General features: G+C 36.2%; 27 protein-coding genes and 4 pseudogenes. 8 read left to right on the plus strand and 23 right to left on the minus strand.

Going from position 1 to position 23,801, the window contains the following annotated elements; genetic code table 11:
* Nucleotides 1–8: 8 nt before the first annotated feature.
* From glpF to BAU23_RS28510, 9 genes are all read right to left on the minus strand, one after another.
* Complete coding sequence (gene glpF, locus BAU23_RS28470) at nt 9–830, minus strand: glycerol uptake facilitator protein GlpF (RefSeq protein WP_001272196.1); 822 nt, start codon at nt 828–830, stop codon at nt 9–11.
* A 224-nt stretch (nt 831–1,054) separates the two neighbouring features.
* Complete coding sequence (gene glpP / locus BAU23_RS28475) at nt 1,055–1,615, minus strand: glycerol uptake operon antiterminator GlpP (RefSeq protein WP_000394292.1); 561 nt, start codon at nt 1,613–1,615, stop codon at nt 1,055–1,057.
* A 90-nt stretch (nt 1,616–1,705) separates the two neighbouring features.
* Nucleotides 1,706–2,155, minus strand: coding sequence for a helix-turn-helix domain-containing protein (locus BAU23_RS28480; protein ID WP_016128873.1), 450 nt, complete (start codon nt 2,153–2,155; stop codon nt 1,706–1,708).
* A 294-nt stretch (nt 2,156–2,449) separates the two neighbouring features.
* Nucleotides 2,450–2,680: a hypothetical protein gene (locus BAU23_RS28485; protein ID WP_071735732.1), complete on the minus strand. Its 231-nt coding sequence runs from the start codon at nt 2,678–2,680 to the stop codon at nt 2,450–2,452.
* 213 nt (nt 2,681–2,893) lie between these two features.
* Nucleotides 2,894–3,094, minus strand: a complete 201-nt coding sequence (locus BAU23_RS28490) for a sporulation YhaL family protein (protein ID WP_002087191.1) — start codon at nt 3,092–3,094, stop codon at nt 2,894–2,896.
* Between the two features lie 77 nt (nt 3,095–3,171).
* Entirely contained in the window at nt 3,172–4,047 is an 876-nt protein-coding gene (locus BAU23_RS28495) for an alpha/beta fold hydrolase (RefSeq protein ID WP_071735734.1), read from the minus strand.
* Between the two features lie 212 nt (nt 4,048–4,259).
* On the minus strand, nt 4,260–4,787 hold the full coding sequence (locus BAU23_RS28500; RefSeq protein WP_000161565.1) for a DUF2199 domain-containing protein: 528 nt from the start codon (nt 4,785–4,787) through the stop codon (nt 4,260–4,262).
* 116 nt (nt 4,788–4,903) lie between these two features.
* Nucleotides 4,904–5,881, minus strand: coding sequence for a ring-cleaving dioxygenase (locus BAU23_RS28505; protein ID WP_001072570.1), 978 nt, complete (start codon nt 5,879–5,881; stop codon nt 4,904–4,906).
* A 44-nt stretch (nt 5,882–5,925) separates the two neighbouring features.
* Nucleotides 5,926–6,870 (minus strand): ring-cleaving dioxygenase, encoded by a 945-nt coding sequence (locus tag BAU23_RS28510; RefSeq protein WP_000273000.1) that lies wholly within the window; start codon nt 6,868–6,870, stop codon nt 5,926–5,928.
* A 348-nt stretch (nt 6,871–7,218) separates the two neighbouring features.
* On the opposite strand from BAU23_RS28510, the pseudogene BAU23_RS30045 reads away from it, so the two are divergent.
* Nucleotides 7,219–7,335, plus strand: a pseudogene (locus tag BAU23_RS30045) (N-acetylmuramoyl-L-alanine amidase C-terminal domain-containing protein); the annotation flags it as partial.
* A 44-nt stretch (nt 7,336–7,379) separates the two neighbouring features.
* Here BAU23_RS30045 and BAU23_RS28515 read toward each other — a convergent pair.
* The 9 genes and pseudogenes from BAU23_RS28515 to BAU23_RS28560 all read right to left on the minus strand — a co-directional run bounded on the left by BAU23_RS28515 (nt 7,380) and on the right by BAU23_RS28560 (nt 16,480).
* The gene (locus BAU23_RS28515; RefSeq protein ID WP_000952063.1) at nt 7,380–7,637 is read right to left on the minus strand and encodes a hypothetical protein; all 258 of its coding nucleotides are present in this window, start codon (nt 7,635–7,637) and stop codon (nt 7,380–7,382) included.
* A 100-nt stretch (nt 7,638–7,737) separates the two neighbouring features.
* Nucleotides 7,738–7,998 (minus strand): annotated as a pseudogene (locus tag BAU23_RS28520) (IS110 family transposase); the annotation flags it as partial.
* Between the two features lie 158 nt (nt 7,999–8,156).
* Entirely contained in the window at nt 8,157–8,783 is a 627-nt protein-coding gene (locus BAU23_RS28525) for a recombinase family protein (protein WP_071735736.1), read from the minus strand.
* Nucleotides 8,784–9,392: 609 nt separating this feature from the next.
* Nucleotides 9,393–10,205, minus strand: a complete 813-nt coding sequence (gene imm47, locus BAU23_RS28535; protein WP_000862553.1) for an Imm47 family immunity protein — start codon at nt 10,203–10,205, stop codon at nt 9,393–9,395.
* Nucleotides 10,206–10,209: 4 nt separating this feature from the next.
* Nucleotides 10,210–10,980: pseudogene (locus BAU23_RS28540) on the minus strand (pre-toxin TG domain-containing protein); the annotation flags it as partial.
* Nucleotides 10,958–11,203, minus strand: a complete 246-nt coding sequence (locus BAU23_RS28545; RefSeq protein WP_001171228.1) for a hypothetical protein — start codon at nt 11,201–11,203, stop codon at nt 10,958–10,960. The gene BAU23_RS28545 and the pseudogene BAU23_RS28540, both read right to left, overlap by 23 nt.
* 128 nt (nt 11,204–11,331) lie before the next feature.
* The gene (gene yhaM / locus BAU23_RS28550; RefSeq protein ID WP_000726647.1) at nt 11,332–12,276 is read right to left on the minus strand and encodes a 3'-5' exoribonuclease YhaM; all 945 of its coding nucleotides are present in this window, start codon (nt 12,274–12,276) and stop codon (nt 11,332–11,334) included.
* Nucleotides 12,277–12,317: 41 nt separating this feature from the next.
* Nucleotides 12,318–15,242, minus strand: a complete 2,925-nt coding sequence (locus BAU23_RS28555) for an ATP-binding protein (RefSeq protein WP_071735737.1) — start codon at nt 15,240–15,242, stop codon at nt 12,318–12,320.
* Nucleotides 15,239–16,480 (minus strand): metallophosphoesterase family protein, encoded by a 1,242-nt coding sequence (locus BAU23_RS28560; RefSeq protein WP_000815697.1) that lies wholly within the window; start codon nt 16,478–16,480, stop codon nt 15,239–15,241. The genes BAU23_RS28555 and BAU23_RS28560 overlap by 4 nt, the downstream gene beginning before the upstream one ends.
* A 352-nt stretch (nt 16,481–16,832) precedes the next feature.
* On the opposite strand from BAU23_RS28560, the gene BAU23_RS28565 reads away from it, so the two are divergent.
* On the plus strand, nt 16,833–17,018 hold the full coding sequence (locus BAU23_RS28565) for a YhzD family protein (RefSeq protein ID WP_000539551.1): 186 nt from the start codon (nt 16,833–16,835) through the stop codon (nt 17,016–17,018).
* Between the two features lie 26 nt (nt 17,019–17,044).
* On the opposite strand, the gene BAU23_RS28570 is transcribed toward BAU23_RS28565, so the two are convergent.
* Nucleotides 17,045–17,407 (minus strand): hypothetical protein, encoded by a 363-nt coding sequence (locus BAU23_RS28570; protein WP_000582796.1) that lies wholly within the window; start codon nt 17,405–17,407, stop codon nt 17,045–17,047.
* 307 nt (nt 17,408–17,714) lie between these two features.
* Here BAU23_RS28570 and BAU23_RS28575 point away from each other — a divergent pair, with 307 nt between their 5' ends.
* The 5 genes and pseudogenes from BAU23_RS28575 to BAU23_RS28595 all read left to right on the plus strand — a co-directional run bounded on the left by BAU23_RS28575 (nt 17,715) and on the right by BAU23_RS28595 (nt 21,524).
* A complete protein-coding gene (locus BAU23_RS28575) occupies nt 17,715–17,855 on the plus strand; it encodes a YflJ family protein (protein ID WP_000273535.1) in 141 nt (46 codons plus the stop codon).
* A 130-nt stretch (nt 17,856–17,985) separates the two neighbouring features.
* The gene (locus tag BAU23_RS28580; protein WP_071735739.1) at nt 17,986–18,978 is read left to right on the plus strand and encodes a zinc-dependent alcohol dehydrogenase family protein; all 993 of its coding nucleotides are present in this window, start codon (nt 17,986–17,988) and stop codon (nt 18,976–18,978) included.
* 117 nt (nt 18,979–19,095) lie between these two features.
* A pseudogene (locus tag BAU23_RS28585) lies at nt 19,096–19,402 on the plus strand (hypothetical protein).
* A gap of 183 nt (nt 19,403–19,585) precedes the next feature.
* Nucleotides 19,586–20,266, plus strand: coding sequence for a FadR/GntR family transcriptional regulator (locus BAU23_RS28590; protein WP_071735741.1), 681 nt, complete (start codon nt 19,586–19,588; stop codon nt 20,264–20,266).
* A 70-nt stretch (nt 20,267–20,336) separates the two neighbouring features.
* A complete protein-coding gene (locus BAU23_RS28595) occupies nt 20,337–21,524 on the plus strand; it encodes an MFS transporter (protein ID WP_033670059.1) in 1,188 nt (395 codons plus the stop codon).
* A 119-nt stretch (nt 21,525–21,643) separates the two neighbouring features.
* Here BAU23_RS28595 and BAU23_RS28600 read toward each other — a convergent pair whose 3' ends face one another.
* From BAU23_RS28600 to BAU23_RS30375, 4 genes are all read right to left on the minus strand, one after another.
* Nucleotides 21,644–21,955: a YbjQ family protein gene (locus BAU23_RS28600; RefSeq protein ID WP_000637510.1), complete on the minus strand. Its 312-nt coding sequence runs from the start codon at nt 21,953–21,955 to the stop codon at nt 21,644–21,646.
* Nucleotides 21,956–22,091: 136 nt separating this feature from the next.
* Complete coding sequence (locus BAU23_RS28605) at nt 22,092–22,295, minus strand: DUF4028 family protein (RefSeq protein ID WP_071735743.1); 204 nt, start codon at nt 22,293–22,295, stop codon at nt 22,092–22,094.
* Between the two features lie 150 nt (nt 22,296–22,445).
* Nucleotides 22,446–22,976 carry a general stress protein gene (locus tag BAU23_RS28610; protein WP_001100080.1) on the minus strand — a complete coding sequence of 177 codons (531 nt, stop codon included), beginning with the start codon at nt 22,974–22,976 and terminating at the stop codon, nt 22,446–22,448.
* A gap of 36 nt (nt 22,977–23,012) precedes the next feature.
* Nucleotides 23,013–23,153 (minus strand): hypothetical protein, encoded by a 141-nt coding sequence (locus BAU23_RS30375; protein ID WP_001004564.1) that lies wholly within the window; start codon nt 23,151–23,153, stop codon nt 23,013–23,015.
* 223 nt (nt 23,154–23,376) lie between these two features.
* Here BAU23_RS30375 and BAU23_RS28615 point away from each other — a divergent pair, with 223 nt between their 5' ends.
* The gene (locus BAU23_RS28615) at nt 23,377–23,628 is read left to right on the plus strand and encodes a hypothetical protein (RefSeq protein ID WP_071735745.1); all 252 of its coding nucleotides are present in this window, start codon (nt 23,377–23,379) and stop codon (nt 23,626–23,628) included.
* Nucleotides 23,629–23,801 lie beyond the last annotated feature (173 nt).

Consider the following 23,801-nt stretch of genomic DNA (forward strand, 5'->3'; position numbering starts at 1 on the left):
GTTTCCCCCTATGCTACTTTTCTACTTTTTGTAGTAGTTCCACTTTTTTTACTTGTCATATAAGAGATTGCTAGTACAATCACAGTTGCAATAATCACATAAATAAGTGCTGAATTTTGTTTTCCTTCAAATACAACTTGATGGAATAATCCTGCAAGTGATCCACCTAAAATTGGACCAACTACCGGAATCCATGCATACTTCCAATTTGAACCGCCTTTTCCTGCAATCGGAAGGAAGAAGTGTGCAATACGCGGACCTAAATCACGAGCCGGGTTGATCGCGTATCCTGTTGTTCCACCTAATGATAAACCAATACTTACAATTAAGAAACCTACGATAAATGGATTTAATCCATCTGCAAATTTATTTGCTCCAATTGCTAATATACCAAATACTAAAACGAATGTTCCAATCATTTCACTTAAAAGGTTTGCAAATGTGTTCGGAATTGCTGGACCTGTTGCAAATACACCTAACTTCGTTCCTGGATCTTCTGTTTCTTTCCAATGTGGTAAGTAGTGTAAATATACGATAACTGCCCCGATAATTGCCCCAATCATTTGTGCTGCGATATAACCTGGTACGTCACTCCATGGGAACGCTCCCTTAAAAGCAAGTCCTATTGTTAAAGCCGGATTCAAATGTGCCCCACTAATTGATCCAACTGCATATGCTGCAACCGCTACCGCTAAGCCCCAGCCCATTGTAATTACAATCCAACCCGAATCTTTCGCAAACGATTTCTTTAAACTTACACCAGCACAAACGCCGCCACCAAGTACGATTAACAACGCTGTCCCTATTAATTCCCCTAAAAATGCTGACATAAAATCCCTCCACAATCAATTTAAATGCGTTCAAATGTGATAGAGGTAAAATGAATGGCCATTCGTTTTTTTCAAAAGAAAAAGATCCACAGCTTACATGCTTCTATATAATATATAGAAACAATAAAATGTGGATCTCTTCTTTTCTCCGTCACGTTTATTAACTTGTCTATAATGTTAACCTCTAATGAAAGCGGTGTCAACAGAATTTTTTCACATTTTCGTCACTTTTTTTGGTAATGTTTCCATAGTTCTTTTTTCGATGTCGTAATTGCTGTCGCACCAGCATTTAACGCTCTTTCAACGTCCTCGACAGTTCGAATGAAACCACCCGCTAAAATCGGTACACCTGTACGCTCTTTCACTTCAGCGATCACATCCGTTAACGCACCAGGAAGCACCTCTATATAATCCGGCTTCGTCTTTTCTAGCAAATTACAGCTCTTTTCCATCGCACTAGAATCAATTAAAAAGATGCGTTGAATTGAGACGACACCTTTTTGCTTCGCCTTCATAATTACACTCGCCTTTGTCGATAATAACCCATACGGTTTATATTCTTGGCATAAAAACTCCGTCGCATGCCCATCACTTTGTAATCCATGGATCAAATCCACATGTAAAAATACTTTTTTATTATGCTGCTTCGCGAGCGACACAACACTCTTCAATTGACCGACATGAATATCTAAAATAACAATATATTCATACGAACTATGTAATAGCTTCTCCAAATCTTTAATTTGTCTCACTGCCGGCAAAATCTTTTGCTCATGAAATTCCATTCTAAACGTCCCCTTCCTATCTATCCTTTATAGTACACAATTTGGGTGAAAAGAACAGCTAGTGTAGGGGATTTCTTACAAATCTTTCTCTTATCTATATATTTTCTTCAACTTATCAGAAACCGTACCACCTATAATCATTAATAGGAGCGGTAAAAAATTCATTACATATGGTGCATCTGCGACAATTGTAATGCTTGCTCCTGCAAACTTATTTAACGCCCATACAACGATTTTTGTAATAAACAAAAATACCCCCAGCATGAATAGACCATCAAAGAACACCTTCCATTTTGGATACGCTAATTGTTTACTATCTGCAATTACTTTCTGCGTCAACTCTTCATCACTCCTTAGCAGTTCATCAATTGTAATACCGAACAGATCACTTAAATGAATAATAATTTCAATGCTCGGATAGTTCTTTCCCGTCTCCCATTTCGAAACAGATTGTCTACTTACATGAATTTTTTCAGCCAAATCATTTTGCGACCAATTTCTTTTTTCCCTTTCTTCTTTTAAACGCTCACTAAAAATCATACTGTGTTTATCACCTCTCTATGTCTAGTATGGTCAAATAAATGATGAAGAGTAAAGCTAGTTATCGTTGCATAGCCTGTGCAACTTGTGCGTTACAGCTTATAATGGCGCCATTTTGTATTTTATGTCGTGCATATTTTATATGTTTTTCTTCTATAATAATTTCCCGAACAATAAAAAGAAGAGAAACAAAATCCTTTTCTCTTCTTCAAAAGTTTCTATTAAAGTAAAACCGAAAATTTTTCCTCTGTCATACTGATTACGTCTCTTTTTATAAACAGTATTTGGACTTTGTTATTTAAGGCATTTCCCCAAATCATCTAAGTTTCTCGTATGATTTAAAATGATTACATACTCAACTTCAACTTCTGTTACTACCGTTTCTAAAACTTGATGAATCTCAACATAATCATTTTCATATTCTTTTGCCGAAGCTACAATCTCTTCTAAGGTTCTTACAAATGTTTCAGCACTCCAGTCTTTTGTTGACAACGCCACATAGGTTTGAATTTTTTTTGTATTCATGTTAGTTCTCATCCTCCTCCAAAAACAATAAAACTATATATTAAATATTTTAAATGTAAAGTATCCCCCAGCAATAATCAATTATCTTTTCATTTAATAAGTCTTCAATTTTAAAATAACAGCTACTAAACGTAACCTATACTTTTATACAAATATTTCATACAACAAAAAAGAAGAGAAACAAAATCCTTTTCTCTTCTTCAAAAGTTTCTATTAAAGCAACACTGAATCCTTATCACTATCCTGATTCCGTTTCTCTCGTTCTTCTTCTAAGCGCTTCATATATACTTCGCCTTCTTTTTCGATAAAATCATTATCCATCTCTTGCTCTTTTTTTGAAGTATATAAAACCATGTAGCCACTCAATACAATCCCAATGATCACAAGATAAATCCACCATGGTAAAGTTTCCAAATCACTTCATTCCTTTCCTTAGACAAGCCTTATTAGTTTCACTCTATGAGGAAGGAAGTGGATTTATGCTTAAAATTTCATTGTGGATTCTCCGCGAAGAACGCTTGTACATATTCCATAAACTCGATTGGCTCCTGACGAAACGGTGCGTGGTATCCTTTTTCAATGATATGAAACGTGCTATTTACAAATAGCTGATGATACAGTTCACCATTTTTCCAAGAGACGCTCTTATCGTGTCGGCCCCATATAATTAAAGTCGGCACCTTAATTTTATCGGCTTCCATCGCAATGCGGCGCTCTCTCATTTTTGTAAGCTGATCATAATGCTCTTTATCGTCGCGGCTATTTTTCACTGCATTTTTATTATAATCCGTAATCGCAGTCACAGTTTGTGGGTCCATTGATAACTGTGGTAGTTCATGACTTTCCTTTTTCTGGAAAGATTCGATCCCTGTAGAATCCGCTAAAATGAGATGGGTAACCGCGTCTGGATATAGATACGCTAAATTAAGGGACATCTCTCCCCCCATCGAATGACCAAGTACTGCAAATTGATCATATCCGAGTTTCTTCATTAATTTATAATATAAATTCACTTGCGTGGGAAACGAATACTGAAAATCAATTGGCTTAGAAGAACGCCCAAATCCTAAAATATCAACAGCGATAATCGTATGATCCTTTACGAGTTCCGGATAAATATCACTAAACCCATCTGAAGAACCGCCAAATCCGTGAAGCATAAGTAAGGGCGGTTTCCCCTCACCAAGTTGCTTAAAATAAATCGTCTGCCCATCAATTTGCGCCATCTTCTCTTTCGTATTGAACTTCATCATAACAGTATCTTTCACTTCTTCAACCTTCGCAATCGGCTTATCAACGAAGTTACATACTACTAATACAACAAGAACAATACCGCTAATCATATAAAACTTAAACCGTTTCAACATTCCCGTCTCCTTTCTCAAGTTGCTATTTAAAGGTTTTACATTATTTGGTTGTTTTATGTTCTCTTTTTGATTGTAACCGATTTAGTTACAATTATATTAAAAAAATATAACTCATTTCTATTAATGATGGTTATTTTGTAACTATTATAGTTACATATAAAAAGTAAGTCAATTATTTTATTCTATATAATAAAAAGAGCGCTGAACAAACATCAGCACTCTTTTTCATCATCCTCGTTATTTACACAAAGTTGTTCCGCTATTTCTTGTACCCGTTCCATCGTTATTCCTTCTCTAAACTCCACTGCTAGAGGATGGTCTGTCGGCTCCAGTTCAATATAGGGACGAATACCATCCGCTCTCGGATGAACCATTGTTTTTAAACTTACTGTTTCCAGCTCATATGGTAAATCAGTCGAAAGCCACCCAAACATCGGCTCTAATAATTGTTGCTTATCCCAAAATTCATTCACCTTATCAAAATTCGCTTCACTTAATGAAACCCATACACCCCATATGAAATGTTCACCTGTACCAACGATAGGAATTTCAATACTCCCTCGCATAAAGAAGTGTTCTCCATCCATCACGCATAAATCATCGTTCATTTCAAATCTATCTTCTCGCTCTTCAGGTTCAGCGTCATAATAATAAACAGGAGCCGATGATCCATAGCTCGTTGGAATTTCTTCATGATATGTACCGCAGCATCTACAAGTATACCCATTAATTTTCGTCATTCTATTCCTCCATCAGTTTTACATACCTTTTAGCAAAATACTTATAAAGCGAAAACAAAAAAAAACAAGCAATTCCAGCGATTCGCTAAAACTACTTGCTCTCCTACTTATTATTTTTACTCTTTAATAAATTCCTTCGTACTTCTCACTGTATCAATTGGACGAACTAATTTTTCAATTTCTTCACGTTTTGGCTCTAGGAACGGAGGTAATGATAACTTTTCGCCAAGTGTTTCGTATGGCTCATCTCCCATAAATCCTGGGCCATCTGTTGCGAACTCGAATAAAATTTGCGGCGCAACTCTTGCGTATAATGACTCAAAGAAGTGGCGATTTACATAACCAGATGAAGGGAGTCCAACTCGGCTTAGTCGCTCAATCCACTCTTCTAATACAGCGCGATCCTCTACGCGGAATGCGGCATGATGCACTGTACCAAAACCTTGTTGTGCTTCAGGAAGAACTGTATTATGTTCTACAATGACAGAGGCACCGTTTCCACCTTCACCTACTTCAAATAAGTAGAACTCTCCTTCTTGAGCAATCTCTTTAAATAATAGAACTTTTTCTAGCACCTCTTTGAAATAACTAAAGTTCGCGATACGAATAAATACAGGTCCTAAGCCAGTAATTGCATATTCTAATGGAACTGGACCGTTTTGCCACGGTGTACCTGATTCCACACCTTTATCAAGTTCATCTGAGATTAATTGATAGTGTTGATCATCAAAATCAACGAAAGAAAGAGTTTTCTTACCAAATTGCTCTTTAATTCCTGTATGTTCCACTTCAAGACGGTCAAAACGTTTCACCCAATATGCTAATGCTGCATCAGTTGGAACACGGAATGAAGTTTTTGAAATTTCATTTGTACCGTGCACTCCTTTAGGAACACCTGGGAAGTCAAAGAATGTCATATCTGTTCCTGCACTACCTTTATCATCTGCGAAGAATAAATGATACGTTTGAATATCATCTTGGTTTACTGTTTTTTTAACTAAACGCATTCCTAAAACATGAGTGAAAAATTCATAGTTCTTTTCTGCACTACTTGTAATTGCTGTAACGTGGTGAATTCCTTTTAATTGGTTCATTTTATATTCCTCCAGTGGTTTTAAATTTTATATTTTCTCTTCTATTACTTCTCTTCAATAGGTGCTAATTTCGCTTCAATTTCTGCTCGCTGATCTTCTAAGAACGGCGGTAAATCAAGTTTTTCTCCTAAATGTTCTACATCGCCATCAACTGTAAATCCTGGTCCATCTGTCGCAATTTCAAATAGGATTCCGTTTGATTCGCGGAAGTATAAGCTTTTAAAGTAGAAACGGTCGATAATGCCTGAAGAATGGAAACCTTTTTGTATCACCTGTTCTTCCCAATAAGCTAGCTCTGCATCGTTTTTTACACGAATTGCTAAATGGTGAATGCTACCGCGGCCCGGCTTTTCAGTAGGACCATCTAAATATTTCACAACCATTTCTCCGAAGGCTTCCCCTTTAATAGACTGGAAAACCGCTTCTTCATCGCTTCGGCTAATCTCTGTATAACCAAATATGTCTGTAAGTGTACTCGCCAGTTTATCAAGCCTACGCACTGTCATTTCCACAGAACCCATTCCTTGAATTTGATGCTGTGCAGGAACTTCGGATTTCTCCCACGTTTCCCAGTGCTCTACTTTTTCTCCGTTTGAAACGAGTAACACGAGGCGAAGACCTTCCGCATCCTCAAATTGCAAAGCAGGACGATTTGCATATGTTGTCATTTCACTATGTTCCACACCAAGTTTCTCAAATCGTTCTTTCCAGTAATGTAAGCTTTCCTCTGAAGGAACGAGTAATCCGATTCGAGTAATTGCATTTGTACCACGGTATGTTTTCCCTACTAAAGGCATTTCAAAAAATGATAATTCTGTACCGGGACTTCCTGTTCTATCTCCGTAAAACAAGTGATACATGGACGGATCATCTTGGTTTACTGTCATTTTTACACGACGTAAACCAAGTACATTTTTATAAAAATGGTTATTCTCACTCGCGTTTTTTGTGACCATTGAAATGTGATGATGCCCTTTAATTTCATACATTGATAATTCCTCCTTTTCATTTTACTAGTCAAGTGATAACTAAAAAATAATATGCTTCTTAGTTTTTTAATTTATTCTCATTATATTTTTGTAAATTCATCTTAGTTTTTACTGAATAAGTTACTTTGTTTTTTAATCGAAAGCAAGTGAGTGTATGTTTTTCATATGACTCAATCGCTTTCGTTACTATCACTTTACAACTCAAGTGATTAAAAAGCAAGTAATTTATCTCAAGTTCGAGATATTTTTTTATTGCATAATATTTTGGACTAGAGAATGATTTAGTAAATAAAAAAACATTAGTGGAGAGAAGAACCGTCAATCTAGATTAAAGTTGCAACGCCATCAGCAAAACAAAACATCATCAAATCAGGAGCTTTCTCACCCTATGAAACACCTGATGGGCAACTTAATGGAATGAAAAGATACCTTGATCGTAGATGTTGGTGGTATGAGGTTAAGTAAGATAAGATCCTTCCTGTTGGGTGGCTTTTTTTATGTTCGTTTCATTATGCTTGATATGCCATGCTATCTGGAAATTCCTCGTTCTTTCTAAGACATCGCACAATCCTAATACACGCACAATTAAAATAATGTTCTCTCATATTTAATGAATCCACTGGAGCTTGCTCTATGTCATAAAACATTCGTTCCTTTTTATTATAGTGCATCTTACCTATTTTAGCGGGTGATTCAGAAGGATAGTATTGATAAACAACTATCTCTTCATTCTCAAATTCTTTAGTCATTAATAAACATATTGCCATAAATAAGGCCCCCTTTATTTATATTGAATTTCATGTTTGGAGTTGTCTGAGAAAAATAATTTCCTGATTTCTAGTTTGAAGTTGTGGAAAATGACTAGCCCTCTTTTACTACCTTTTCGTGATCTACTAAATATTTCGCTAACGCTCTTCCATAACCACCAACATCTTCTAAACCAAATACAACTGATAAACCATCACTCACATATGTCTCTACTTCTAATAAAAACTTCGAAAATGCAGATGGTTTATTCTCAAATTGTATTTCTCCTAATTTCTCTTGCCAGCAATTAATCATAACAGCCGTATGATGCTCCTTATGTAAATCTACTCCTACATACAAATAGTTCTGCCTATTATGCATAACTCATCCCTCTATTCAATAATTTAGTCATATATAAAAATGTCGGCAACCTTAGTTCGAGCGTTCATCTTCCGATGCGCATAGGTACGCAAGCCTATCCATTTTCGTAACTTCATAAGTACATATAGTAAAATGAGCGATTTTTTTAAGTACGACTGTTATAAAATTTCTGAATATTTACCGTTTGTTTGTATTTGCCCGTATGTATATACCCCTCGATAAAAGTTCTCTCGGTCTAACATGCGTTTTACTTGTACTTTCGTAAACAGCTTTCCTTTCTCTGTACGATAGCCCTCTACATTAAGTCGTTCCGCTTTCTTCTTTCTGCCTCTACTTAGCTTTAATGCAATTTCAAGACGTTGATATTGGTCTAATAGCTCTAACATGCCATTTACTAAAAAGTCATTGGGATCATGTGTATATATACTGTAATTCGGTTGTTCAATTGCTTTTACATCAACCTCATGTTTCTTTAGTTCTCTTTGTATTAACACTTTTGCCATATCAGAGCGCCATAACCTAGATGTATTTAGTACAATCACGTGGCTCACTTGTTGATACGCCAAATCTGACAATAGCTCTTGTAATCCTTCACGTTCAACTGTTAATCCATCTTCATCTACTGTCGCCCCGCTAATTCCTTTATCTTCGTATATGTGAAGCAGTTGTAATTCATTCTCGTTACAGTACCGTTCAATTTCTTCTACTTGATACGCCAAGCTGTACCCTTCACGTACTTGTCCTTCTGTTGAAACTCGTACATAACCAACTACTTTCTCTTCCATATTGAGTCCCTTCCCGTTACAGCAATTAAAGTCCCTGTAACGTTTACCCGTTTTTTGCGGATAACGTATGCATAACGTCCATCCGTTAAAACGTACTTTACGATGACTTCAAAAAATAACACAACCCTTTATTTTTCCCTCTACTATCATCGTACACTGTACATAGCCATTACAATCTATAAAATAACAATAAAAATTTAACACTTAATGCACTTATAAAATTATAGTGCTCTTTTAAATTTCTACGCTAAAACGCAAAAAGCACTTGTTGCCTTTAATTGACAATCAAGTGCTTTAAATTCATATGTTTTTAAGTAGCATTAAATTTGTAAGTTTTGTAATAACAGTATGACACCTATTGTATGTCATGACAACTACTATGTTAAAACTTACGAGTTTGTACGAGTTTGTTAGTTTTATGTCCATTCCATGTCTTTATATTCGTCGCACAGTAAAATGTCATCTCGCCTAAGCTCGTACTTTATTTTCTATTCTATCATTGCACATAACACTCTATGATGGTACAACCATCATGGAGTATCTATTTTCAAACGCCCTATTATTTTTTCCTATCCACTTCACATATACTTTGTTTTTCATAGGTTATAGTTAAAGCTTATATCCGTAAAAATATTTTTGTCCCTTTTCCCAGTTTTCACTTGAAAGTTCGTTTATATAGTCAATAAAATCTTTATAATTATTTTCACTAATAATAGTGTTGTAATCCGCAGGTACTCTTTCACCAGTCCAAATTGATAATAAAGATGGTATTAATTCCATTTTTAATTGTTCCTCATTATTAGCAGCAATCATAACCCGCTGAATCAATTTTTTAGCTAAGTCTCCAGGAAAAGCTAAATTCTGTTGAAAATAATAATTATTTGTATCCTTCTCCTGACAATACTTAAAATAAAAATTTCCAATTTCATCTATAGTTGCATCTTCACCAATTTGAGCTTCAAAATTAATAAAGGAATCAATAGAGTCTCTTATAATAGTAGCTGTATCACTGAATTCCTCCCACTCTTCAAGTAAAGCCAATAAATATGGAATTACCTCAAGAGAAAGTGAGGTTGTGGCTGCTGATGCAAAAGTGTCTACTGTTTCTTCAGTTACCTCACTAAGAAAACGGAGATTATTTGAATCCCTTAAGTCTTCATGTGTTGCGACAGATAAAAATACTCTAATACATAAATTCAGAACCGCTTCATCTTTAGTCTGATTCATTAATTGAACTAATAGTGGTTTTTGAGTAAAATCCCCCGTTTTAAATAATTCTATTAAGTTAAATAAAACTTCCGTTTCTGTTACAGATTTTAAAATTTTTTCTTTTATTTCCGATTTAGCTAAAATTGTTTTTTCTCCAAACCATATACTATTCATAAGATTTCTCGTTTCTCCCATAAATGCACCTACTTTCATTAAATTATCTCTTTCCATTTTCTCGTTGCCATTTCAGAACTTTATTTTGAAAAACAGTAACCTCAGTATGTTGTGGATTATTACCAAATACAATAATCCCCTTTTCATTCTCATGTATTTTTAGTACCTTAGCATTTTCTTTACCATAACCCATTTCATGATAAAAATCCAAATTCAAATCATCAATTTGCTCTCGACGAATAGTCGATTCTCCTGTATTCTTTATATTTGAACTTACATTCTCTCCCCCAAAAGATAAACCTTGTACATGGTGACCTTTTTCAAGTTCCCCTCTTCTAACTAATGCTTGATAGTCTGCTCTTGCTTCCTTTAGTTCTTTACCCTTTACTATTGTAGATTCATCAGGATTAGGATACCAATCAGGGTTAGTTTCGTGTAATTTTTTTGCCTCATCATAATAAAGTCCATAAACATCCTTACTCGAAGAATTATTACCCGTACCCTTAACTACATCGGCTCCTCCAACAGGTACTTTTTTAGCTGTATTTACAGCCTCAGTAGCCTTAGCAGTCATTTTAACTCCTTTTCCTACTTTAGCTATCTTTCCAAATGGTGTAAGGCCGGCTACAGCCATGACACCTGCCCCAGCACGTTCCCACCCCGAAAGTTTTTCGCCAGTAGATGGATCAATACCATCCCAAGCACGACGAACATCGTATTCACCACTGACTTCACCGGCAATATCTCTAGCTAATTTTTTACCATCAAAGCCTTTCTCTTCAGAAGATGGTTTACCGCACATTGCACCTTCTTCTTAACATCTCAATTAAACTAGTATAGAAGTATTCACATGCTTCTGTCTCAGAATTAAGTGTCTTAAGATTACTCTTTGTTCCTCGCTCACTATAATATACTTCCCATACTCCACTCTGTTCATTTAAACAATACGATTCGTTTGGTAATCCACCCTTTAAACTATATAAATCCTTTGGCACCTCTTCTTGTAATAATTTCTGTTCTAACTCATTTTTTTGCATGTTTAGAACCTACCCTTTTCAATGATTCTTCTTCAATTATTTCCTTTTAACTATTTCATTTCATTTTTAATAAAGAAAACAGCCCCACTAAGCTTTTAACACTTAATGAGGCCATTTGATTCACATTATTAATTATGGAACGTCGGTTTATAGAACGAACGATTATCAAGCGCAAAGACACGCTCAGTGTATTCGCCTGGTTTTGTGCGTCCTAATGCACGGTCCATCATATTCATTTTTGCATCTAAGTTATCGATGTAGTGCAGAATTTCTGCTTCTTTTACTAACGGTGGTTTTGGGCTACCCCATTCTGCTTTTCCGTGATGGGAAAGGACGATGTGCTGAAGGATTAATACTTCTTCTGCATCGATGTTCAGCTCGTCTGCTGCTTTACCAATTTCGTTCACCATAATTGAAATGTGGCCAAGTAAATTCCCCTCTAACGTATAAGTTGTAGAGATTGGGCCAGATAGCTCAATTACTTTACCAAGGTCGTGTAAAATAACGCCCGCATATAGTAAGTCTTTATCTAACGATGGGTATAGAGCCGAGATAGCTTTCGCTAAATCTAACATCGATACGACATGATAAGCTAGTCCAGATACGAACTCATGATGATTTTTCGTCGCTGCTGGATATTCTAAAAATTCGTTTTGGTGCTTATTTAACAAATGTCTCGTTAGACGCTGAATGTTCGGGTTTCTCATTTCAAATATGTATTGCGTAATTTTTTCAACCATATCTTCTTTTTTCACTGGTGCTTTTTCTACGAAATCCGAGATATCTGTTACTTCATTTTCATTTGCAACACGGATTTGTTTCACACGTAATTGAATACGTCCTTTGTAGTTTAAAATATCTCCAGCTACTTTAACGATTGTTTCCGCTACATATTGTTTCTCAACTTCTGGCGATACGTCCCATAGCTTCGCTTCAATATCTCCACTTGGATCTTGTAAGATTACTGTTAAAAATGGTTTCCCATTGCTTGCTAGACCTTTTGTCGCTGTTTTAATTAACAAGAAAACATCGACTTGTTCACCAACTTCATATTCTGCAATTTTCTTTTTCATTCGAATTCCTCCACCAAATCAATTACTTTTAGTATAGCATACTACAACTCATTTTCTTTACGCTTATGCGTTAATTTTATAATCTGTTTTTCTGTAAAATACGTTAATAAATGCGCATGACATGTAAAGAAGATGACTTGTCTATCTTTCGCAATTTCCTTTATTAGTTCAATCGTACGATTCGTCCTTACCGCATCAAAATGTACGAAACTATCATCAATAATAAATGGATAATCATGCTCAAACGTTTTCGCTAACGCAAATCGTAACGATAAATATAACTGCTCTGCTGTCGCTTGGCTTAGTTCATGACTGTAAAAACGCATACCGTCGTTACGCTCAACGATGAACGGTTCCGCCTCTGACGGTGAAAATATTTTACTATATCGTCCGCCTGTTAAATAGACGAAATACTCTTCCGATTTTTGTAAAATACGCGGAAGATGCACTTCATGATAATATTGCTTCGTTTTCGTTAATACTGTCTTTGCCGCCGCATATGCAGCCCACTTCTTCACTTGTTCACGTACTTGCGCATTCTTCATTTCCCACTCGTGCATTAAATCACCATACGTACTGCCTTCTTCTAAATTCGCAATTTCCATACGATGTTTCGCAATACGCTCTGTCAGTTCTTTTTCCTTTGTAAGACAGTTTTGCACGGCTGTCAGTTCTTGCTTTAACTTTTCATCATAACCGTCAGCCTCATAATGCTCAGCTAATGACAAACTCGTTAAGCGCTGTTCTAAAAGATCAATTTGAGGTAATAAACGCCCCATTTGCTTATCCGCATCTTCACGTTTTTCTGCCCGCTTACCTGCTTCTAAAAACATCTCTTCATCAGTAGAATCTGCAATATGCCATAAGTTATCTCGTTCTACTAAAAGTTGTTTTAATTGCTCTTGCATGAACTCATATTCTTCTCGCCATTCCGCCAGCTTCTCTTTCAGCTGCTTACAAGTTTGGCGCTTCTCTTTCTCATTTTGCATACGACTTTGCGCCTCATGCAAATTACCATACTCCGTGCTACCGATAACAGTTTCTAGTTTATGTTCAAATTGCGTAATCATTTCATATAATGAAGATTTCCGCTCGCCTTGTTTATCTAGCTCACGATATAATTGCTGTATTTTTTCAATACGCTCAAACGCTGGCAACATGTGTGCATACGTAAAAAATTCAGGGAACATATAGCGCGTTTTATATGCATCTACTTGTTCTCCTATTTGGAAAGTTTCTCGCTCCCATTCTTCATACGATGAAACGACTTTATCATAAGCTCGTTCCATTTGCTGCAATTTATAAGACTCCCGCTCAAATAACTTTCGAATCTCTTCATCCTTTTCTAACTGATAACGAACGGACATCGCTTCTTCACTTTGACGACCGCCAGCACTTTGCTGAAGAGTAAGGAGTTCTTCTTGTAATCCGCTTGATGGATCTTTATATAAAACGAGTGCTACAACAATCCCTACAAAAGCAATGACACTAATAAATAATAGCACGCGGTTATCTATAAATAGACTCGTGAATAAAACAAGCGTGTTAATAAGAAGTAAAAGAAGACAAACTCTTTGCCACTGTTTTTTCTTTTGCTGAGCTGTCCCTGCTTTCTCTTCATACTTACGCTTCATTCTCTCTGCGCCCATACCGATAAACGCCGCATCTTGAAATGACTTTTCTTTCTCCACTAACGTATTTCGTTCTTCATCCGCTAACATTTGTTTCTGAATCTGTCTTATATTTTCTTCTTGCTCTTCTAATTGCTCCTGAGCCGTTTTAAAACGTTCATCTAGTTGTGCTTTTTGCGATTCTAATTCACGCGCCTTTTGCACAGTTTGCGTAATTAATTCTTTCGTCGCTAAACTTATATCAAATGAAAGAACCGTCTCTTGTTCAAAAGTGGCTCCAATTTGTTGCTCTAGTTCTGCGATTTCTTCTTTTATATTCGCAATACTTCCCGTCATATCACGCATTTCTTGGCGTGCATTTTCATAAGACATGTGCTGCATACGAAGTTCTTCTACGTGACTTTCTTTTTGTAAAAATGCTTCATCTATTTCTGTGGAATCAATTTCTGATTGCACTGCTTCTATCTTTTTTTGAAGTGAATCTACTTGTACTTGGAGCGGTTCTACCTTTGCCTTTACCGCCTCATAGCGCGCCATTCCGTTTACAGGAAACTGCCCGTTCTCGTTTTCTAACACTTTCTCGTGCGCACTCTTTTCAATAACGAGAGGCTCAAGCGCTGCTAATATTTCATAGTCTTGCTTTCGTCTTTCGGCACTCTCTTTCTCCGCACGAACAAAAGCAAGTTTCTCTTCACTTTCTTTTAACTGCTCGACCTGTTTTTCATACGTGCCAATCTTCCCTTGCCACTCTTTCATCTTTTCTTCAATTTTCTTCATCTCTTGCAGTGACACATTAATTTCAGGATTACGACCACTCGGCTTAAAGCGCTGATTCATTTCTTTTTCTAATTTTTTATCTAACTGCAATAACGCATCGCTTCCGACTGCACTTGCCGAAAATAAATAATTACCGATATCCGCTTCGCCCAATTGATGAATATTTTGCAAACCATGCATATCAAATGAAAAAACAGAATCAAATAAGCTTTCATTCACACCACTTAATATATCGTGTAAAATTTCCTCGCCGCCCGTTTTCCCGTCTTCAAAATAAACGGTCACCTCGCCAGCTGCCGTCTTTGGCAATCGTTCAATTTTCAAACGGCCGTACTTTTCTGTTTGAACAGTAACTGCTCCGCCATACTTGCCTCCTTCTTTCGGCTCATAACGGCGTTGTCCTCTCGTTGGAAAACCGAATAAAATACTTTTCATAAATGAGCGAATTGTCGATTTCCCCGCTTCATTTTCACCGTACAGTACCGTCAGCATTGACAGATCCATTTCCACATTTTCTAATTTTCCGTACCCATAAATATGGAGTTTTTCAATTCTCATTTCTTATCCCTCTCTTGCTGGAATAATTGCTCTAAAATAATATTTTCCGCTTCCATTTGAATCTCTTTCTTCTCTTCTTCCGTAAAAGCTTCAATGCTATTACGCGCTACAGGAGATGTCCAAATGGTGCGCAACACTCCGTCCATATTTGTAAAAGCTTCTAACTCTTTTAGCACACTACCGACGAAATGATTTTCCTCTTTCAGACGTTCAATTTCCGCAAAAGAAACCGTCTCATTTTTCCACTTCATCGCATATACAAAGTCTTTTCGCTCTTCTCCCGCTGCTAAAATATGAAAAATCTCTTCCACGCGCTTGTCTTCACGCAAATAAGGAGAAAGTGGGCCTTGTCCTGTAAATACGACAGTTAAAAGCGTGCCTTCCTCTTCTCTTCGGCATTCATTCATCGCACTTGACGCGCTCGTCATAAGATCATCAACAGTTTCAAGCCCATCGATACTCACTTCTATCTCATCCCATACAACATCCGCCGTATGGAAAAATGAACACTGCGATCCTTGTTTCGTGAGTTCAATAAGGTATGCCCCTTTCTCGCCGGCCTCCTTACGATGACGCCCTTGTATATTACCTGGATAAATAATATACGGCTCTTCTGATAAAATTTCACGTTTATGTATATGGCCAAGAGCCCAATAATCAAACTGCTTTTCTTTCAGCTCACGAATTTGAAACGGTGCATAGCGATTATGCTCTGCATCCCCTTCCACACTTCCGTGAAGCATTCCAATATGAAAAGGCGCATCACTCATTTTCGTATACTGCGCTGTCATATTATCCGTTACCGCTTGCTGCAAATAACTAAACCCATAAATAGAAGCTAACAGCTCACCATTTTTATAAAATGATTTCTCTTCTACATAAGGCTCTGTAAACACATGAACATTTTCCGGAAACTCAATTGCTGCCCAGCTTCCCCCTAAATGATCATGATTACCATGAATAATAAAAACAGGGATATCGTATTGCGAAAGTCTCTTCATTTGCTCGCGCACAAACACTTGCGCCCTCAAACTTCTCGTCTCCGCATCATACAAATCCCCGGCTAGCAATACGAAATCAACGCGCTCTTGAATCGCTTTATCAACAATACGCTCGAACGATTCAAACGTACTCTGCTTCATTCTCTCCCAAACAGACTGCGCAACATTCATCTCCATCCCTTTAAACGGACTATCCAAATGCAAATCAGCCGCATGTATAAACTTCACTTGTTTCACAAATAACGATCCTTTCTATAGTTCAAAAGTTTCATTTTATCCGCATGAACACAAACAATACATGCTCAATTGGTCAAAACTAGTAATAAGCAGGAAATAAAAAACTCCCCACTGATTAAGGTGTCACTTTACCCCGTATTAACGGGCAGTAGGCAAAGAAGCCAATCTGAAAGTAAACTGCCCATAAATACCCGATTGATTCAACTAATAACTAGTGGGGATGAAAAGACTCCCCATTAGTTAAAGTTTCACCTTATTGTAACACGCAATGTCATATATTTCTTTGCATATTCTAGTGATTTATGCCAAAATAGTTATAAGATTCTGATTTTTATTATTGGAGGGGATTTTCATGGGAGTATACGTTCTAACAGTCTTTGAAAAAGATGGTTCTAAAGCATTAGATGAATCATTCGAGGCGGCAACTGAAAAGGAAGCGAAAGCAAAAGGTGAATCTATTTTACAAGAAAAAGGATTGTATGAAAAAACACATCGCTGCACATCTTCTGCAGGTAAGCTCGTTTTATTCCAGCGCTAAAAAAAAGAAGCGTTATCCGCTTCTTTTTACTCTACTATATCTTCGTCACACCACGTAAACACCACATCTAGAATGCGATTACCGATACGTACGCGCTTATTCCATTTTCCTGTTTGGATCTGATGTTGCAATTCTGCTTTCATCTTTTCCGTCCAGTCGTGAATCGTTTCACTACCGGCGTACGGATATACGCTCGGAAACTCTTCCTGCAGTAGATGCAAGCTCTCTGCATCAAAATGAAAATGGAAGAAGTAGTTTGCTGTAAGCGATGGTTCTTGTAATCGTAAAAAATGATCATCAACTTGCTTTCTATTCCTATAGAAAGTAAAGATATTCACTTTACCGCTCGTAATTTGGTCAATTTGAATTTCGTGCTTCTCTATAATCACGTCTTGCCCACCTCGTTATATACTATCCTTAGTATATATGTCTTTTGCAACAAAGTTAACCATTTTCGCGCGAAATTCATTTCCTTCATTATATTACCTGTACCTCCAAGTACAATCAGAACAACTAAAGTGAAACTTTAATCATTGGGGAATCTTTTCATCCCAAATGATTATTAGTTGAACCAATCGGGCATTTACGGGCAGTTGATCTCCCACCTAACCGCTTTGCTTCATAGCCCAATTTCAAGGTGGGAGTCTTACTGCCCGTTAATGCGGGGTAAAAACAAAGTTGAAGGGGAGCGATCACATGTATTTCGGAAGCAAAGGTTGGTATGTAAAAGAACTTAAAAAATTAGGTATTCGTACTTATGAAGGTAAAAAACTAGAATCTTATCGTACACATATTTTATCTAGTTTACTTGAGAGAATGAAGAAAGCTTCGGCTTAATAGATGTAGGAAGCAACTACGGTTGCTTCCTTTTTATTTTGCGCATATCCCCTCCTACATGTAAATGAAACAAGCAATTGAACCGCAGATGTTATAATACATTTAACTACACTAAGGGGGAACGTTTATCTTGCACGGAAAACACATTCAATTTCACAAGTTTGGTAACCCAAAAGATGTATTACAAGTTGAATATAAAAATATAGAACCATTAAAAGATAATGAAGTTTTAGTTCGTATGTTAGTTAGACCGATTAATCCATCTGACTTAATTCCCATAACCGGAGCGTATGCGCATAGAATCCCTTTACCTAACATACCTGGTTATGAAGGTGTTGGTATTGTAGAAGATATAGGCGCGGGCGTTTCTAGAGACCTTATCGGTAAACGTGTTTTACCTTTACGCGGAGAAGGTACTTGGCAAGAGTTCGTTACAACATCAGCTGATTTTGTAGTCCCTATTCCTGATTCAATCGATGATTTTACAGCGGCACAAATGTATATTAATCCCCTTACGGCGTGGGTCACATGTACAGAAGCGTTAAACTTACAGAGTAATGACGTTTTATTAGTGAATGCTTGCGGATCCGCTATTGGTCATCTATTTGCGCAGTTATCACAAATTTTAAACTTCCGATTAATTGCTATTACAAGAAATAATAAGCATACAGAAGAATTACTACGCCTTGGTGCTGAGTATGTAATTGATACCTCCACTGCCCCACTTTATGAAACAGTTATGGAATTAACAAACGGGCTCGGTGCGGATGCTGCGATTGATTCTATCGGGGGACCGGATGGAAATGCATTAGCTTTCTCCTTACGTCCAAATGGGCACTTTTTAACTATCGGTCTTCTATCTGGGATACAAGTAAACTGGGCAGAGATTGTTACGAAAGCAAAGGTGCACGCGAATATATTTCATTTACGACATTGGAATAAAGAAGTATCACCATATAAATGGCAAGAGACGTTTCGTCACTTAATTCGCCTAGTGGAAAATAAGCAATTACGTTTCATGAAAGTACATTCTACGTATGACTTAACAGATTTGAAAACTGCGGTTGATGTCGTTCAATCTGCTGAGAAAACAAAAGGGAAAGTATTTTTGACGAGTTATTAAATACAATGGAACAAGTCCTTTTGATTGACCTTTTAAATAGACTAGACAGTACGTTTAGCGGCTTACAATTGTAATTATCTGGTATGATTCTATTAAAAGGTGAAAGGAGATTTTAACATGTGGTTAATTTCGGCAATTGCGCCTGTTGTAATAGTTGGAGGAATTGTAGTATATGTGATTAGAAGGCTTAAACATAAATATAACAACGGTAACTTAGGTAAAAAAAAAATCAAAAAATGCTCAAGTTTTATTAGATAGTTTAATACCAATGGGAATGCTTTTAGGCTGTTTAATCGGTATAATTGTCGACATATTTTTCCCGGATTATTCACTGTTTATAGTTGGTTTAGGAGCTGGAATAGGCTATTTATTTGGATTTTTTGCCTATGAAATTTATAGCAAGACAGGAAACGATTTTTCATAATCTAAAAACAAACACAATTGTAGAATAAGTGAGGTCAGTACATATGAGTCATATAAAATATGTACTGGCCCTTCAATTATTTCATCAACGTTATCCCCTCCCACCTCAACTACCTAAAAAATAACATTGTCAACAGAACTTAAATTGGTTATCATAAAAGCGAATGTAACAGGAGATGAGCAGATGAATATAAACGAAAAGAAATCTTTTTCAAAAGTTTCTCGGCGGAAATTAGTCGATGAAGTGTTGGAACGTTTACAAGAAAAAATCTTTTCTGGCGAGTATGAAGTTGGTGATCGACTCCCTACAGAGCCGCAATTAATGGAAGAGTTAGGTGTAGGGCGTTCGACGCTGCGAGAAAGCATAAAGATATTAGTACATGCTGGCATCTTAGAAGTTCGACAAGGACAAGGTACTCGTATTGTCTCACTAAATACAACACAAGATTCATTTGAAAAACGATTGCAAGCAGCTAATATTAATCATGTGTATGAAGCAAGAAATATGTTAGATAAAGAAGTAGCGATGTTAGCGGCACAGCGCCGAAGTGAAGAGGATCTTTTATACTTAAAAGGACATTTGAATAAACGAAAAAATGCCCTTCATGAAGGAAATTATGTAGCATACATAGATGCAGACATTCAGTTTCATCTAGCAATTGCAAAGGCGAGCAAAAACGAAGTTCTACTTGATTTGTATCAATCTTTCGTACCTGCCCTTCGCCACATTTTAAGCCAATTAATATTAAATACAGTGAACTATGAAGATAACTCTGACATTCATGAAAAGTTATTCCAAGCTATTTTAAAACAAAATACCGAAGAGGCACGAACATACGCTGTTCAAAATTTGGAGCTGAAATAAGCTCCTTATATAATGCATTTAAACATCAGATGATATACTCAATAACATCTGATGTTTAAGAGAGGAGAAAATCAAATTGAAGCATCAAGAACGAACTTATTTGTATATACTAGCACTATTTTTTGTTTCCATTAATTTACGTATCGGAATCACATCTGTTTCACCTTTATTAGAAACAATCCGACAAGATTTAAATATAAGCAATTTTTCCGTTAGTTTTTTAACAGCTATTCCGGTTTTTTGTATGGGGACATTCGCCTTACTGACTGGGAAGGTCATTAAAAAATATGGGGCAGAAAAAGCAATTATGGCTTGTCTTATTTTAATTGGGTTTGCTACATGTATGAGGGCTTTTACTTCTTCCATTTCCACATTATTCGCGAGCTCTTTATTTATCGGCATTGGAATTGCACTTGCAGGTCCGTTACTATCAGGGTTTATTAAAGAGAAATTCCCTACGAAAATCGGCTTAATGATTGGAATATATTCAGTAGGCATGGGAACTGGCGCTTCTTTAAGTGCAGGATTAACGATTCCTTTACAACATGTATTAAAAGACGATTGGAATATGGCACTCGCTTTTTGGGGTGTGCTTACTATTATCGCTATTATATTTTGGTATCCGGTTATGAAACAAAAAAAGAATACGAGCACACAAAATAAAAAGAATAATAGCTTACCTTTAAGAAATACGAAAGCATGGTTGTTCACAATCTTTTTCGGACTACAATCAGGAATCTTTTACTCCATTACGACTTGGCTTGCGCCCGCAAATCAAAGTATGGGTGTCAGCGGCGAGCAAGCTGGTACTCTTATAACTGTTTTTACAGTTGTTCAAATGATATGTAGCTTTTTAATTCCAACATTAGCCGATATTTATAAAAACCGAGCACTTTGGTTATTAGGTAGTATATGCTTTGTACTCGTAGGTTTATCGCTTATGATTTACCCACTAACTACACCATGGATCCCTTCTATTTTACTAGGTATCGGGCTCGGCGGCGTATTTCCACTCGCTCTTATGCTGCCGCTATATGAAACAAAAACTTCAGAAGATGCGAGTGCATGGACTGCTATGATGCAGTCAGGAGGATATATTATGGGCGGATTTATTCCAGTCTTAGCAGGAATCGCTCGTGACTATTTTGATGGTTATACGCAAGTTTTTATTATAATGGCACTTTTAAGCTTAATTTTGTTCCTATTAACTTTAGTCATGAACAAAAAGAAAATAGAAGTAAAAGATCTTATAGCTTAAATAAAAAGAATGAGCTTTTTCCTAAAGGAGCAAGCTCATTCTTTTTACTTCTACTACTTGAAAACAAAAAAAGCCCCTCAAAGCATACGCTTCAAGGGGTGAGCCTGTTTTTTATTTACTTATATACGTACAGCTGTACCACTTACAGCAACCATTAACATTCCATCACGAACAACTTCATAATCTACGTCAATACCAACGATAGCGTTCGCACCTTTTTGTTTTGCAAGTTCTTTCATTTCATCCATCGCGATATCACGAGCTTCTTTTAGCTTGCTTTCATAAGAACCAGCACGGCCACCGACAACATCACGAACTGAAGCAAATAAATCACGAACAATATTTGCACCCATAATAGCTTCACCATTTACAATATCAATATACTCAATAATTTCTTTACCTTGGATTCCAGACGTTGTTGTTACAATCATGACTGACACTCTCCTAATAAGTTGTAGTTTTAATAAGCTTTCTTATGTCTTTATTATGACATGGAAAAAGTATCTAATCTATTGAATTACCTTACAGGAGTGTGACAATTTTGTAAGGATGAAACGCCTATTATTTTTAATAAAGAGCTTTAACATTTGGATACATAAATGATTCTCTATTTTCTCTCCAGTCCTTTTCTACTTCTTTAAAGGTTGGTCGCCCTAATTCTTCATTGTTTTTCTGTTTACGAAACCATTTCTTCACATACTGATCTCCATTTTTCCTTTGAACCGTACAAAGGAAACTATTACTACTATCCTTTACTATTTTTACAATCACGAAAAGACGCTCCTTCCCTTTTCAATAACAGAATAGAACTTGATCTTTTACTATAAGCCCTTCCTCTCTTATAGTCATACGACTCCTCGGCCGCGCCAAAGTTGTAAGATCAAAAACGATATTCACTATGTTTAATATGTGACGTACATATTATTTAAAGAAATCAGAGTTATAAGCATTATGTTTATCAAATATTTTATAGATTTCTAACTTATCATCTAATTTTGCATCTACTAAAATTAATATATTTCCATCGTAAATGTATTCTTCATATTTCTTAGCATGTTCTTCAGGAATTCCTAATCCGATAAATGCTCCTATTAAACTTCCAGCTCCTCCGCCAATACCGGCTCCTCCAATAGCTGCTGCGATAGGTCCTGCCGCTACGATTGGACCCATTCCAGAAACGGCAAGTATACCAAGACCTGTTAATAAACCACCGAGTCCGCCTGCTACTCCTCCTGCCACAAGCCCTGTCGCTGAAAAGATATCCGCTTTATGTGCAGTTTCATGATTCACTTTTTCACCCGATTTTTCTTCCAGATGTTCAATTTCCTTTTGATCCTTTGCAATAGCTGAAATATTATCCGCCGAGTATCCTTTATCATTTAATTCATTAATAACACATGCCGCATCATCAATTGTTCTAAAAACACCTACTATTTTTCTGTCTACATTCATAACTATTAACCTCCTAAAGTTTTATATAATGTATCTTTATCTTTCTTCATTTCTGTATACACTAATCTTCTTATTAACATAACCATTTACGAAAAAAGCGAATAATAAAAGGATTACAAGCGAACTACTTAACAAGTAAATTAAATCAAATGTAATATCAATCATCATTTCATTCATGTATACCAGACTCCTTTTTATTTAAAGTAAAAGTATATTTTTATAGGCTAGAAATTTTATGATTCATCTTCAGTCAATCTCTTTGTAGTATATGTATACCCTTCGTAACCCTTTCTAAACGTAAAAATACTATAATTATATTTTTTCTTATTTATATGTTTAACATTTTTTAAAACGGGTATGTTTATATTGTTATGCTTACTATATGGAAAGGAATATTTCGATGAATGCAATCCAATCTACTACTATTCTTTATAATGAAACACCTACAATAACGCAGATGCATCATTTTTATGCTTTAATGACAACATTTCAAACTAATTTATTTATAAGTAAACATGGAACACTTACTTCTATTAAAAGCTTAAGCACATTAATATCCTTTTTCCTTACTGTAAAAAAGAGAGAGCTTGTATTATTTATCTTTGAAGGAATAGATGCAAAAAAAGCTTTAAGAACACTCTTTCCTTCTTAAAAGTTTTATTATCCCCCTATTCCCTCGATCGTTACTTTTCATATATGTTTTTATATTTCAAAATGATTTCCTCTATTAAAAAAGAACCCCCTAATACAATAGGGGGATTTCTAGTTTGGCCTTATAAAAACTGATATAATATATATTACGTTTTTCATTCCTTACAATTGAAA

This window comes from Bacillus nitratireducens (assembly GCF_001884135.1).
In the GTDB taxonomy this organism is placed as follows: domain Bacteria; phylum Bacillota; class Bacilli; order Bacillales; family Bacillaceae_G; genus Bacillus_A; species Bacillus_A nitratireducens.